The following is a 13,899-nucleotide window of genomic DNA, read 5'->3' as shown; positions in this document are numbered from 1 at the left end:
GATACGACCCCTCCTGGAGACAGCAGTGATCAGCACGACTCCCTACCGCTACGCACTCCCGACGACCGGTCCCGAGCGGTTCGACGTCTGGGCCCCCGAGGCCTCGACGGTCGAGCTCCTTCTCGGTGACGACTCGTCGCTGACGATGACCCGCCACGGAGACGACGGATGGTGGCGGGCGCCCGCGTCGGCCCCGGCCACCGGCGAGGTCGACTACGGGTACCGGGTGGACGGCAGCGGTCCGCTGCCGGACCCCCGCTCGCTTCGCCAGCCGAAGGGCGTGCACGAGCTCTCGCGCACGTTCGACCCCTCGGCGCACGAGTGGGGCGACTCCGCCTGGACCGGGCGCGAGCTCGCCGGCGCCGTCATCTACGAGCTGCACCTCGGCACGTTCACACCCGAGGGCACCCTGGACGCGGCGGCGGAGCGCTTCGAGCACCTGCGCTCGATCGGCGTGGACTTCATCGAGCTGCTGCCGGTCAACGCGGTGAACGGAACGCACAACTGGGGCTACGACGGCGTCCTCTGGTACGCCGTGCACGAGCCGTACGGCGGACCCGAGGCGTACCAGCGCTTCGTGGACGCCGCCCACCGTGCCGGCCTCGGCGTGGTCCAGGACGTCGTCTACAACCACCTCGGCCCGAGCGGCAACTACCTGCCGGAGTTCGGCCCGTACCTCAAGAACGAGAAGGCCAACACCTGGGGCAGCTCGATCAACCTGGACGGCGAGGGTTCGGACACCGTCCGCGGGTACATCATCGACAACGCTCTGATGTGGCTGCGCGACTACCACGTCGACGCCCTGCGCCTGGACGCGGTCCACGCCCTCTCGGACGAGCGGGCCGTGCACGTGCTCGAGGAGATGGCGAGCGAGGTGGCCGTGCTGTCGGCCCACGTCGGGCGCCCTCTGACGCTGATCGCCGAGTCCGACCTCAACGACCCGGCGCTGATCACTCCGCGGGAGGCGCACGGCTACGGGCTCGACGCGCAGTGGAGCGACGACTTCCACCACGCGGTCCACGTCGCGCTGACCGGGGAGACCACGGGCTACTACGAGGACTTCGCGCCGCTCGGCGCCCTCGCGAAGGTGCTGACGCGGGGCTTCTTCCACGACGGCACCCTCTCGACCTTCCGCGGCCGCCACCACGGCCGTCCGGTGGACACCGAGCACATGCCGACCTGGCGCCTGGTGGTCTGCAGCCAGAACCACGACCAGATCGGCAACCGGGCGGTCGGCGACCGTCTGACGGCGACCCTCGACGAGGGGCGCCTCGCGATCGCCGCGGCTCTGACGCTGCTGGGCCCTTTCACTCCCATGCTGTTCATGGGCGAGGAGTGGGCGGCGTCGACACCGTGGCAGTTCTTCACCTCGCACCCGGAGAAGGATCTGGGCGAGGCGACGGCGAAGGGCCGCATCGAGGAGTTCGCGAAGATGGGCTGGGATCCGGAGGTCGTGCCCGACCCGCAGGACCCGGAGACGTTCCTGCGCTCGCGGCTCGACTGGTCCGAGGTCGGGGAGGGGCGTCACGCCCGCACCCTCGAGGTGTACCGCGAGCTGGCGGCGATCCGCCGCCGCTACCCCGAGCTGACGGACCCGCGCTTCGGGTCGCTCCGCGTGGAGTTCGACGAGGAGGCCCGCTGGCTGACTCTCGGCCGCTGTCGGGTGACCGTGGCGATCAACGTCGGCGAGTCCGCCGCCCGCATCGCCCTGCCGGAGGTGGCGGAGACGCTGCTCGGCGTCGGGGAGTACGCGGTGCAGCCCGGGGACACCGAGGTGGATCTCGGCGCCTCCTCGCTGCTGGTGACGCTGAGCGCCTGAGCGCCTGAGCGCCTGAGCTCCGTGGCGGCCGGCTGATCAGGTGGCCGGCCGCCGATGTCCTGAACGGCCGCCTGGGGCCCGAGCGCTCAGAGCGTGACCGCGGCGTACTCCGTCGCGGTCACGACCCGCACTCCCTCGTCGTGGACGAGCAGGAGCGCGCGGAGGGGGATGGCCCGCTTGTGGCACGCCGCCGCCAGGTGACGGGCGAGGACCCGATCGGTCTCGCCGAGGAAGGCGCGCCCGGGACGTTCCAGGGCGAAGGCGAGCGAGCCCACGTCCTGGTGCGCCACGGCCTTGGCGAGGGTGGCGACGATCCGCTCGGTCTTCTCCTCGTCGGGGTGCACGGGGAGTCCGTCCACCGGGTAGAGGATCGGCAGCTGCACGCCGTCGCGGTCGAGGAAGATCGGCCACAGCGCCCGGCGGTAGGCCGGTCCGATCAGCGAGGAGACGCGCTCGCGCAGCTCGCGGTCGTTCAGGAGCGGCGCATCGAGGTGCGGAGCGGGAGCGGCGTGGTCGAGAGTGGTCATGGTGTCGCTTTCTCGTGGGGCGAGCGGGCAGTGCCGCTGAGGGGTCATCGAAAGTTGCGGGAGGTGGTGCGAGCGCCGACCGTGAGGGTCTCGAACCTGTCGGCGAGGAGGTTCGTCACCCCCTCGTCGGAGCGCTCGAGGATCCCCCTGACCAGCAGGGCGGGTGCCTCGCGGGCCACGCGGCGGTAGCGGTTCCATACTCCGACGGAGCAGATCACGTTGAGGATCCCGTGCTCGTCCTCGAGGTTGAGGAAGGTCACTCCACCGGCTGTGGAGGGACGTTGGCGGTGGATCACGACCCCGCCGACCTCGATCCGGGTCCCCGAGGGGATGGCGGGGAGATCGGCCGAGGAGCGGGCGCCGCGGCGAGCGAGTCCCTCGCGGAGGTGGCGCAGCGGATGGTCGTCGGGCGAGATGCCGGTGGCCCAGAAGTCGAAGACCACGCGCTCCTGAGGGGAGAGCATCGGCAGGAGCGGGGGCTGCACGACGACCGTGGAACCGGCGAGGAACTCCTCGCGGTCGCCTGCGGCGGTGCCGGCCTCCCAGAGCGCCTGCCGACGCTGCAGACCGAGCGAGTCGAAGGCGCCCGCGGCGCCGAGGGCCTCCAGCTGAGCCGCGGTCGTGCCGACCCGACGCGAGAGGTCGGCCATGCTCGCGTAGGGTCCGCCGCGTTCGCGCTCGGCGACGATGTGCTCGGCGAGCGCGGTGCCGATGCCCTTCACCCCTGCCAGCCCGAGCCGGATCACGAAGCCGCTGTCGCGCCTGTGGTCGTCCGTGTGGAAGTGCTCGGTGCGGTCGAACAGCCCCGTGGGCGGCTGATCGGCGCGGAGGCAGTCGTCGCTCCCGTAGGCGGCACCGCCCCTCCGGCGTGCGGGGGTGTCCTCCTTCGCCTCGAGCCCGGGAGGCGCCAGCGAGCGGTTGACGTCGGGCGAGACGACCTCCACTCCGTGACGCCGGGCATCGGCGACCAGGGTGTGCGGGGCGTAGAAGCCCATGGGCTGCGCCCGCAGCAGCGCGGCGGTGAACGCAGCGGGGTAGTGCAGGCGGAGCCAGGCGCTCGCGTAGACCAGCAGGGCGAAGCTGATCGCATGGCTCTCGGCGAAGCCGAAGTTCGCGAAGGCCTGGATCCGGAGGTAGATGTCGTCCGCGACCTCGCCCGTGATGCCGTTGCGGGCCATCCCCTGGTAGAGCCGCTCGCGGAGGGTCTCGATCTTCTCGGTCCCGCGCTTGGACCCCATCGCCCGGCGCAGCAGGTCGGCGTCCTCCGCGTTGCAGTCGCCGACGGCCACGGCCACCTGCATGAGCTGCTCCTGGAAGAGCGGCACGCCGAGGGTGCGCTTGAGCGGCGTCACGAGGAGGGGGTGCTGGTACGTCACCGGCTCCTCGCCGAGCTTGCGGCGGATGTAGGGGTGGACCGCACCGCCCTGGATGGGGCCGGGGCGGATGAGCGCGACCTCGATCACCAGATCGTAGAAGCGGCGAGGCTGCAGCCGGGGGAGGGTGCCCATCTGCGCCCTGCTCTCGACCTGGAACACCCCGATGGAATCGGCGCGGCAGAGCTGGTCGTAGACGCCCTTCTCCTCCCGGGGGAGGGTGGAGAGGTCCCACTTCTCGCCGACGTGCTCGGCGACGAGGTCGAACGTGTACTGCAGGGCGGCGAGCATCCCGAGCCCGAGGAGGTCGAACTTGACCAGGCCCATCCAGGCGCAGTCGTCCTTGTCCCACTGCAGGACGGTGCGGTCCTCCATCCGAGCGGGCTCGATCGGGCAGACCTCGCCCACGGGCCGGTCTGTCAGCACCATGCCGCCGGAGTGGATGCCCAGGTGCCGGGGCGTGCCCAGCACCCGGGTGGTCAGGGCGACCACGTCCTCGGGGATGTCGTGGTCGGTGCTCTCGGTGACGGACCCCCACCGCTCGACCTGCTTCGACCAGCCGTCCTGCTGCCCGGCGCTGTATCCGAGGGCCTTGGCCATGTCGCGCACGGCGAACTTGGGCCGGTAGGTGATGACGTTGGCGACCTGGGCCGCGTTCAGACGTCCGTACTTCCGGTAGACGTACTGGATCACCTCCTCGCGTCGCTCCGAGTCGAAGTCGACGTCGATGTCGGGCTCCTCGTCGCGGATGCTGGAGAGGAACCGCTCGAACGGCAGGTCGTAGAAGATCGAGTCGACCGCCGTGATGCCCAGGACGTAGCAGACCGCCGAGTTGGCGGCCGAGCCGCGTCCCTGGCAGAGGATGCCGTTCCGCTTGGCGTAGTGGACGATGTCGTGGACGATCAGGAAGTAGCCCGGGAAGTCCTTCTGCTCGATCACCGCGAGCTCCTTCTCGAGGCGCGCGAGGACGTCGGCGTCGGCGCGGGGGTACTTGGCCGGCACGGCCTCGCGCACGAGCGCGCGCAGCCAGCTCATCGAGGTGTGCCCCTCGGGGACCTCCTGGCGCGGCAGCCGGGGCCGGACTCGGCCGAGCTCGAAGGCGATCTCGTCGGCGACGCGCACCGTGTTCTTCACGGAGCCGGGGTAGCGGCCGAAGCGCTCGGCCATCTCGGCGCCGGAGCGCAGGTGGGCGCCGCCCGCTGCGGGGAGCCAGCCGTCCATCTCGTCGAGGCTCCGGCGTGCTCTGACCGCGGCGAGGGCCGTCTGGAGGGGGCGCTCCTCCGGCCGGGCGTAGTGCACGTTCCCGGTGGCGACCGTCCGCAGCCGGAGCTTCTCGGCGATCGCCGCCAGCTGGTCGTTGGCGCGCGAGGCGAGGGGATCCCCGTGGTCGTACAGCTCCACGAGGACGTTGGCGGGACCGAAGAGCCGGACGAGCTCGCGGACCTCCCGCTCGGCCGCGGCCACTCCTGAGGCGGCGAGCGCTTGACGGACCGCTCCCTTGCGGCAGCCCGTCAGCACGATCCAGTGGCCGTCGGCGGCGCGCGCGAGCTCCTCGAGGTCGTAGCTCGGCTTGCCCTTCTCGGCTCCGGCGAGCTGGGCGGTGGTGATCGCACGGGCGAGGCGGTGGTAGCCCTCCTCGCGGCGCGCGAGGACGAGCAGGTGGGTCCCCTCCGGATCGGCGACCCCGTTCTGAGGCGAGGTGAGCCCGATCGAGAGCTCGGCTCCGAAGGCCGTGCGGACGGCGTGCCCCTGCGCGGCCTCGGCCATCCTCACGATGCCGTAGAGGCCGTCGTGGTCGGTGAGCGCGAGAGTGTCGATGCCGAGCCGGACCGCTTCCTCGACCAGCTGCTCCGGCTTGCTCGCCCCGTCGAGGAAGCTGAAGTGGGAGTGGGCGTGCAGCTCGGCGTAGGGCACCGGATGAGCCGGCGGCCGGACGTCGTCCCCTGCCACGTAGGCGGGGCGCTTGTGCGACCAGGCCGGACTGTCGCCGCCGTCGCCCCGGACGACGGTGCCGTCGGCGCGCTTGCCGCTGGAGAGGCGGCGCTCGAACTCCGACCAGGGGATCGGCGGGTTGTTCCAGCCCATCGGGGCTCCTTCGATGCTCGTTCGCGGTGGTGGAGGGATGCTCCGGTTCAGTCGTAGCGGGCCTCGGCTGCCCAGACCCCGTCGAGGCAGAGCAGCAGCCAGGCGACACCGGCGGCGTCGACCACCTGGAAGCGGTCGTAGCGGACGGCGGTGCTCGGATCCCACCAGCGCTCGTCGATCGGCCAGGGACCCGCCCATCCGGCGAGGGGCTCCAGGCGTGCCTGAGAGGTCCCGGGGGTGAAGTAGGCGGGCACGGAGCTGAGGGCGCCGCGCTCGTCGACCGCGACGGGTTCGCCCCTCGGTCCGCGGACGAGCACGGCCGCGGGCTCCGCGAAGACCGTCGGCGGGAGGGGCGGCGGCAGGGAGCCGGGCCAGGGCAGGGTCCTCGGCCGTGCGTCGCCCCGCTCCCGGTCGCCCCAGGGGATCAGGTGCTGGCGGTCGCGGAGGGATCGACCCCCTCCGATCGACGCGGTCATCACGGCCTCGTGCCCGAGCATGCTCTGCACGCGGCTCAGCCCGTGGTGGACGCGCTCCTCCGGAGCGGTGCCCCAGAGACCCTGCTCGTGGTTGCCGATCGCGTCGACCGCCTCGGGCTCGACGCACAGCCGCGAGATCGGCGCTCCGAGACCGGTGTCGATCTCCCCGCTGCCCTGCAGCTGCCAGCGGACCCGGTCGAGCACGTCGCCCGGGGTGAACCATCTCGGGTGCAGCCAGCTCCGGGAGGAGACCTCACCGCGCTCGCTGACGACCTCGATGCGGATGGCGGTCGCGACCAGCTGTGCGCGGGTGAGCCCGGCGACGAACTCCTCCGCGGGGACGCGGAAGGCGAAGGCGGCCTGGTCGATGCGGTCCAGAGGGGGCTCGAACTCCATCGCCCGGTCGAGACGCTCCGGCGGGAGCCGGGGCACCACCGTCTCCGACTCCGCACCGGCGGCGAGGAGGTGCGCGTGGGCGCCCTCCGGTCCGAACCGGGCGGCGACGTCCTCGCGAGGGAGGGCGGCGAAGGCGCCGAGGGTGCGGACGCCGAGTCTGCGCAGGAGCGCCACCAGGTCGTCCCCCCGGCGGGGAACACGGGCAGGGGCTGCGACGGACTCGGTCTCGAGGGCGTCGAGCGGGAGAGGAGCGAGGAAGCCTGCCGCTGCTCCTGGGGGCACGACGGCGACGGGGCGGCCGGAGTGCTTCGCGGCGAGCTCGGAGGCGAAGAGCCCGTCGGCGATCCCGATGCGGGCGTCGGGGAGACCCAGCTCGGCCAGCCGCTGCAGGATCGCCTCGGCCGCGCTCTGCTCGCTCCCGTAGTAGCGGCGCGGACCGCGGGCGCGGATCGCGCACAGACCGGGCCGGATCAGCTGGACGCCCGGGGTGATCTCCTCGAGCGCCTGGATGAGCGGCTCGAACGCCCGGTGGTCGAGCACCGGGTCGTACGGGAGGACGGCGAGACCCGTGCAACGGGACTGCGCCTCGCGCACGCGCATGCCCCGCCGGACCCCCTCCGCCCGGGCAGCGGGGGAGGAGGCGAAGACCAGGCTCTTCTCCGTGAGGGCCAGGGGGTGCTCGTCGCCGAGGCCGGCGTCGGCGGCGGCCGCGAGGAGGGGCCAGTCGGGGCACCAGACGAGGATCGTCCGCCGCAGCTCGGGTGCGCTCGCCATCTCAGACCGCCCGCTCGTGCAGGCGGCCGTGCTCGACCCGGGAGCCGAAGGCGCTCTCGACGCCGGGCATGCTCATCCGCACCGTGCGCACCCGGGTGCCGGCCCGGCCGACCACATCGACCATCGCCTCCCGGGAGCGCAGGTAGCCGTGGCCGTCGCCGAGCCCCTCCCAGCGGCTGCTGCGGATGCTGAGCCGCGCCTCGGCCTGGGGCCACTCGCCGAGGACCACGAGCGCGGCACCCCGCTGGCGCAGTCGTGCTCCCAGACGCGAGACGTCGGCCGAGGAGACGGAGGCGGGCGGACGGGTGAGCACGACGGTCAGCACATCGACCAGAGCGGCGGTGACGGTGAGCCAGTGCTCGGCCGGTGCGGGCACGAGCACCAGACGCTCGAGGTCGATCCCCATGCCGGCCGCGGCCTCGGCCCCGAACTCCGGGACGCCCACCACGCCGCACCACGAGCCCTCGGCGGACGGGCCGGCGAGCAGCCCCATCGCCAGACTCATCGAGCCCTCCACCGAGTAGGCGGCACCCTGCTTGAGCGAGCCGCCCGGGAGCACGGAGGAGAAGGCCGGCAGGGTGGCGAGGCTCCTGGTCTCGAGAGTGGTCGCCTGCATGTCCCGGATGCGGGACTGCAGCTCCTTCACCGACGCGAGCTGCCGCAGAAGGGGCTCTGCGGCCTCGGCCGTCTCCGCGGAGACGAGGGGTGAAGGGGGGCTCATCTGCCCATGTTCGAACATGTGTTCGAGTATGTCAATCGCCACCGACATCCACCGGCGAGCCGCTCGGACCCTTCCGCGACCGCCCGGCGAGGCGCACTGAGGAGGAGGTAACAGACGTCCCGGGCAGTCTCGCATCCGCCCCCGACATTCCCGTCCGGGGGCGTTCTCCGCCGGGTCTCGGCGAGGGAGGGCCTCCTACCGCGCCTCTAGCATGGAGCCATGTCCGACGCCCTGCCCGACCCCGCCGACTCCGACGCCACCGCCCCGGCCGCGCCGCGCAGAAGGACCCTCGTGGTCAAGATGGGGTCCAGCTCGGTCACCAAGCAGTCGGGTCCGGATCCCGTTCTCCTGGCCAGCGCGCTCGAGAGCGCCTTCGCCGCCCGCGCGCTGGGCTGGGACGTCGTGCTGGTCTCCTCCGGCGCCGTCTCCTCGGGTCGGGCGCTCTTCGCCCGCTCGCAGGAGGAGCCGATCAGCGCCCGCCTGGCGGCAGCGGTGGGCCAGACCGTCCTGATGGGCTTCTACCGCTCGGTGGCCGAGCTCTCGGGCGCCCTGATCGCGCAGATCCTCATCGGCGAGTCCGACCTCGCCTCTCCCCGGCAGATGGCACACGTCGCCGAGGCGATCCGCCACGCCCTCGACGCCGGAGTCGTGCCCGTGGTCAACGGCAACGACACGATCGACTCCGCCGGCTCGGACAACGACGGCGTCGCCGGCGGATTGGCGATGCTCCTCGGCGCGGACCTGCTGCTGCTGCTCACCGACGTCCCCGGCGTCTTCGCCGGCAGCATCGCCGAGGGCGTGCACCTCGAGGAGCTGGGCATCTCGGAGCTGCGCCGCATCGGCGTGCAGAAGGGCGGTACCGGCCGAGGGGGCATCCGCTCCAAGCTGCGGGCCGCCGAGCTCGCCGCGCACAACGGCGTCTCGACCAGGATCGCCGGGGCGCGCACCCCCGAGGTCATCCTGGGCGCCCTGGGAGGGCCGGGCCCGGGCACCCTCGTCCGCGCCGTGCACGCGCATCCGCCCGTGGAGCAGCGCTGGATCTCCGGAGTGGCCACCGGCCGCGGCCGCGTCGAGATCAACCTCGAGGCCGAGCGGAGCATCGGAGCCGGCTCGAGCCTGTTCGCCTCGGGCATCAAGCGCGTCTCCGGCGAGTTCGGCGGCGGCGACGTGATCGAGGTGCGCGCCCTCAGCGGAGAGCTCCTCGCGCGCGGCGTCTCCCGCGTCTCCTCGCGTCTGCTGACCCTGGTCCGCGCACTCCGGGTCGACGAGATCGCTCGCGTCTTCGTGGCGGTCCTCGGGCATGCCGCCACGACGGCGCCGTCGGCGAGTCCGGAGGGGGAGGAGAGGCCGCAGCTGACCCGCGCTCTGGAGTACGCGCGCACTCTCTCCTCCGAGCACGCGCGGGCCGTCGCGATGGAGATCGTCTCCCTCTTCCCTGCCGAGAGCATCTCGGCCCTGCTGGGACAGGGCGCGGGGGAGGGCGAGCTCGTCGAGCGCTACACCCGCCTCGTCCGCACCCTCGCCATCGTGGAGAACGAGAACCTGGCCGTCTTCCGCTCCTGACCGCCGGTGGCGCGCCACGTCTCAGTGCATTTCGCGCCTTCGCGTCATGATCGCCGTTCTCCGGTGTCTTCCTGGTGATGGCGCCGCTCCTGGGCGCCCCCGACGGAACGGATCATCGATGAGCGTCCCCACTTCCACAGCCGGCCACTTCCGCGAGTCCGACATCACGCCCGAGAGCTTCGAGATCGAGCGGCTCGAGCGGCGGCTCGCCCTGCTCGAGGCCTCGATCGCCCAGGGGGAGCGGGCACTGCTGGGCCGGGTCGACCCGAGCACCGGAGATCCCCTCCCAGGCGCCTGCGGGGGGCACCGAGCCCAGCTGGTCAGCAACCTGACGACGGAGCGGGCCCTCGCCGACCGCATCCGGGAGATGCTCGCCGCTCGGAGCTGACGGGGTGCGTACGGCACCATGGGGCCATGGTCACCATCACCGTCGCCGGTCTCGCCCAGCACTTCCACCCCGCCGAGCGGGGCACCGTCCGCCTCGAGATCCGGCGCGAGTCGCGATCCCGACCCCAGGCGCTCGCCGAGGTCACCGCCCTGCACGCGCGGGTCCGTGAGGAGGCGGCCGCCGAGCAGGCGTCCGGCGCCGCCACCTGGTGGTCCTCCGATCAGATCTCGGTCTCCTCGATCCGCCGGTACATCAAGGACTCGGACGTCACGCAGCTGTTCCATGTCGCGGCCGCCGGGGTCCGGGTGAAGTACCGGGACTTCGCGGCTCTCGGGCGCTGGGTCGGCTCGATCTCGGAGGTGCCGGGGATCCAGATCTCGGGGGTCGACTGGGACGTGACGGCGGCGCGACGGGCGGGCATCGAGCGCGAGGTCCGCACCGCTGCCGTGCGCGACGCGCGCGAGCGGGCCGAGGCCTATGCGGCGGCCCTCGGCCTGACCGAGGTGCGGGTGCTGACCCTCTTCGAGCCGGGACTGCGGCCGCACACGCGCATCGAGGGCGGCTCGGCGATGATGAGCCGCGCCAAGGCGTTCTCCTCTCCTGAGGAGCCGTTGGCCCTCAAGCCGGAGGACATCGAGGTCACCGCCTCGGTCTCCGCCGACTTCGAGGCGCACTGACGCGAAGACGCGACCGGGCGACCGGTTCCGCTGCGGACGGAGAGCGCATGCCTGCACCTGCGACCCGCTGATCGTCTGCATGGCGACCCCGAGAGTCGCCCCGAGGCGACCGACCATCGGCTCCACGACGACCCCTCTCCGCCCCGATCAGCGGGCACGCGACCACCATACGTGTATTGAGGACTCCTCGGGAGCGCTGTCGCGGTTCGGCGTCCGCCGTGCACACCACCCGGGAATAGCGGGGGACCCCCGGGCGCTGAGGCAGGCATGGTCTCGCGCATCGGCTTCCTCTCCTTCGGCCACTACCAGTCCGTCCCCGGGTCTCAGACCCGCTCGGCTCGCGACGTCCTCCTCCAGACGATCGAGCTCGCGGAGGCGGCGGAGGAGATCGGCATCGACGGCGCCTACGTCCGCGTGCACCACTTCGCGCCGCAGCTCGCCTCGCCGTTCCCGCTGCTGGCGGCGATCGCCGCGCGCACCCGCCGCATCGAGATCGGCACCGGGGTCATCGACATGCGCTACGAGAACCCGCTCTACATGGCGGAGGAGGCGGCCGCCACCGACCTGATCTCCGACGGCCGGCTCGAGCTCGGGGTCAGCCGGGGATCGCCCGAGACCGCCCTGCGCGGGTCCGAGGTGTTCGGCTTCGTCCCCCCGGAGGGGATGACCGACGCCGACCTCGCCCGGCAGAAGGTGCGCATCCTCCGGGAGGCGCTCGCCGGGGCGCCGGTCGCGCAGTCCGATCCTGCGATGACGCGCCAGTCGCTCCCGCTCTCGATCGAGCCGCGCTCGCCCGGCCTCGAGGACCGGATCTGGTGGGGTGCCGGCAGCTTCGCGACCGCGCGCTGGGCGGCCGAGCAGGGCATGAACCTGCAGTCGTCGACCCTGCTCCTGGAGGAGGAGGGCGTGCCCTTCGACGAGCTGCAGGCCCGCCAGATCCGCGAGTACCGCGCCGCGTGGAGCGAGGCGGGCTGGGAGCGCACCCCGCGCGTCTCCGTGTCGCGCAGCGTCCTTCCGATCACGACCGATCTCGACCGGCTGTACTTCGGCGGCCGCGGCGAGCAGGACCAGGTCGCCACCCTCGAGGGCGTCCGCGCCCGATTCGGCCGCAGCTACACGGGCGAGCCAGACGCCGTCGCCGCCGAGCTCGCTGCGGACGCCGCCGTGCAGGAGGCGGACACGCTGCTGCTCACCGTTCCCAACCAGCTCGGGGTCGAGTACAACGCGCGGCTCCTGCGCACTGTCGTGGAATCGATCGCTCCGGCTCTCGGCTGGTCGCCGGCGACAGCAGGCGTCTGACGCCGAGGCACGGTCTGTGCAGGAGGGCCCTGCGGTGCAGGAGCGCCCGTCCGCTGCAGAAGCGCCCGTCCGATGCAGCAGACGCCCCGTCTCCTCGTGAGGAGCCGGGGCGTCTGCACTCTCCGCCCACAGCATCCCTCCCGCCGGCGCGAGGAGGGGACGGTGCCGGGAACGACGGAACCCCCCGCCTCTCCGAGGAGAGACGAGGGGTTCCGATCAGTGTGTCCGAGGGGGGACTTGAACCCCCACGCCCTATACGGGCACTAGCACCTCAAGCTAGCGCGTCTGCCATTTCCGCCACCCGGACGAGTGTTTCCTTCGACCTGCGTTTCCGCGGCCGAAGAAGACATTAGCACGGTTCCGGAGCCTCTCACGCCACCTCGCGGCCCACCGGCCTCCGCGCGCCGTCGAGCCCGCGCCGGTACCGTTGCCCGCATGTCCGACAGCATCGACAGCGCGCCCGTGACCGACAGCACCCTCGACGAGACGGCGCTCATCGCGCGCGATCTCATCCGCTTCGACACCAGCAACTACGGCGACGGGAAGGCGGAGCCGGAGCGCCCGGCCGCGGAGTACGTCGCGGCGAAGCTGCGCGACCTCGGCCTCGAGCCGGAGCTGATCGACTCCGACCCGGGACGCACGAGCGTCGTGGCGCGGGTCGCCGGGGAGGACCGCGAGCGCGGCGCCCTCGTCGTCCACGGGCACCTCGACGTGGTGCCCGCCATCGCCGACAACTGGAGCGTCGACCCGTTCGGCGGCGAGATCAAGGACGGCATGCTCTGGGGCCGCGGCGCGGTCGACATGAAGAACATGGACGCGATGATCCTCGCCTCGCTCGGCGACATCCTCCGCGAGGGGCGGCGCCCCTCCCGCGACCTCGTCATCGCCTTCTTCGCCGACGAGGAGGCTGGCGGCGTGCGGGGATCGGGATTCCTGGCCCGTGAGCGGCCCGAGCTGTTCGCCGGAGCGACCGAGGCGATCAGCGAGGTCGGCGGCTACTCGATCGAGCTGGCCGGCAAGCGCGCCTACCTCGTGCAGACGGGCGAGAAGGCGCTGATGTGGCTGACCCTCCGCGCGCACGGCACGGCGGGGCACGGCTCGCAGATCAACTCCGAGAACGCCGTCACCCGGCTGGCGCAGGCGATCGCCCGCATCGGCAGCGAGGAGTGGCCCACGCGCCTCACCGACACCACGCGCGAGCTGCTCGACGAGGTCGCCCGCCTGCTCGGCCACGACCCCCAGCGCAGCACTCCGGAGGAGCTGGCACTCGCCACCGGCACCGCCTCGCGCTTCATCGCCGCGACGCTGCGCACCACCGCCAATCCGTCGATGCTGTCTGCCGGCTACAAGGCCAACGTCATCCCGGACACCGCGGAGGCCACCATCGACGTGCGCGTCCTCCCCGGCGAGGAGGATTCGGTGCTCGAGCGGCTGAAGGTCCTCGCGGGCGAGCACGTCGAGATCCTCGTCCAGCACCGCGACATCGGACTCGAGGTGCCCTTCGCCGGCCCCCTCGTCGAGAGCATGGCCGCCTCGATCCGCCGGTTCGATCCGGGCGCCGAGGTCCTCCCGTACCTGCTCTCCGGAGGCACCGACAACAAGGCGCTCTCGACGCTCGGCATCACCGGATACGGGTTCGCGCCGCTCCAGCTGCCGTCGTCCCTGGACTTCCCGGCGCTGTTCCACGGGGTCGACGAGCGCGTTCCACTGGACGCACTAGTGTTTGGCAGGAAGGTCCTGACCGATCTCCTGCTGAGCTCCTGACGGCGCCGCGGACGGGGTCAGCACCGACCGATCCCGA

10 protein-coding genes and 1 tRNA gene are annotated in these 13,899 nt (G+C 72.4%); 6 read left to right on the top strand and 5 right to left on the bottom strand.

Annotated features, from left to right (window positions below; translation table 11 throughout):
- Positions 1-25: 25 nt before the first annotated feature.
- Positions 26-1,819, top strand: coding sequence for a malto-oligosyltrehalose trehalohydrolase (gene treZ / locus C5C99_RS02325; RefSeq protein ID WP_258063607.1), 1,794 nt, complete (start codon positions 26-28; stop codon positions 1,817-1,819).
- Between the two features lie 86 nt (positions 1,820-1,905).
- On the opposite strand, the gene C5C99_RS02320 is transcribed toward treZ, so the two are convergent.
- Genes C5C99_RS02320 through C5C99_RS02305 form a run of 4 tightly spaced genes read right to left on the bottom strand, consistent with a single transcriptional unit; the run spans position 1,906 to position 8,171 of the window.
- The gene (locus C5C99_RS02320) at positions 1,906-2,346 is read right to left on the bottom strand and encodes a hypothetical protein (RefSeq protein ID WP_104221992.1); all 441 of its coding nucleotides are present in this window, start codon (positions 2,344-2,346) and stop codon (positions 1,906-1,908) included.
- A gap of 44 nt (positions 2,347-2,390) precedes the next feature.
- Positions 2,391-5,804, bottom strand: coding sequence for an error-prone DNA polymerase (locus tag C5C99_RS02315; RefSeq protein WP_104339541.1), 3,414 nt, complete (start codon positions 5,802-5,804; stop codon positions 2,391-2,393).
- Positions 5,805-5,851: 47 nt separating this feature from the next.
- Positions 5,852-7,450 (bottom strand): DNA polymerase Y family protein, encoded by a 1,599-nt coding sequence (locus tag C5C99_RS02310; RefSeq protein WP_104339540.1) that lies wholly within the window; start codon positions 7,448-7,450, stop codon positions 5,852-5,854.
- A 1-nt stretch (position 7,451) separates the two neighbouring features.
- Positions 7,452-8,171, bottom strand: coding sequence for a hypothetical protein (locus tag C5C99_RS02305; protein ID WP_104225270.1), 720 nt, complete (start codon positions 8,169-8,171; stop codon positions 7,452-7,454).
- A gap of 219 nt (positions 8,172-8,390) precedes the next feature.
- Between C5C99_RS02305 and proB the strand changes: the two genes are divergently transcribed.
- The 4 genes from proB (at position 8,391) to C5C99_RS02285 (ending at position 12,098) form a co-directional block, all read left to right on the top strand.
- Positions 8,391-9,734, top strand: coding sequence for a glutamate 5-kinase (gene proB / locus C5C99_RS02300; RefSeq protein WP_104222000.1), 1,344 nt, complete (start codon positions 8,391-8,393; stop codon positions 9,732-9,734).
- 118 nt (positions 9,735-9,852) lie between these two features.
- On the top strand, positions 9,853-10,122 hold the full coding sequence (locus tag C5C99_RS02295) for a hypothetical protein (RefSeq protein WP_104222002.1): 270 nt from the start codon (positions 9,853-9,855) through the stop codon (positions 10,120-10,122).
- Positions 10,123-10,148: 26 nt separating this feature from the next.
- The gene (locus C5C99_RS02290; protein WP_104225267.1) at positions 10,149-10,799 is read left to right on the top strand and encodes an SIMPL domain-containing protein; all 651 of its coding nucleotides are present in this window, start codon (positions 10,149-10,151) and stop codon (positions 10,797-10,799) included.
- Positions 10,800-11,066: 267 nt separating this feature from the next.
- A complete protein-coding gene (locus C5C99_RS02285; RefSeq protein WP_104246820.1) occupies positions 11,067-12,098 on the top strand; it encodes an LLM class flavin-dependent oxidoreductase in 1,032 nt (343 codons plus the stop codon).
- Between the two features lie 222 nt (positions 12,099-12,320).
- Here C5C99_RS02285 and C5C99_RS02280 read toward each other — a convergent pair.
- A tRNA-Leu gene (locus C5C99_RS02280) sits at positions 12,321-12,405 on the bottom strand.
- A 128-nt stretch (positions 12,406-12,533) separates the two neighbouring features.
- Here C5C99_RS02280 and C5C99_RS02275 point away from each other — a divergent pair.
- Positions 12,534-13,862, top strand: a complete 1,329-nt coding sequence (locus C5C99_RS02275) for a M20/M25/M40 family metallo-hydrolase (protein WP_181027105.1) — start codon at positions 12,534-12,536, stop codon at positions 13,860-13,862.
- Positions 13,863-13,899: the final 37 nt, after the last annotated feature.

The organism is Rathayibacter sp. AY1C4, assembly GCF_002932195.1.
Taxonomy (GTDB): Bacteria; Actinomycetota; Actinomycetes; order Actinomycetales; family Microbacteriaceae; genus Rathayibacter.
Note: the sequence above shows the minus strand (reverse complement) of the source record. Positions and strands in the feature narration are given on the sequence as shown.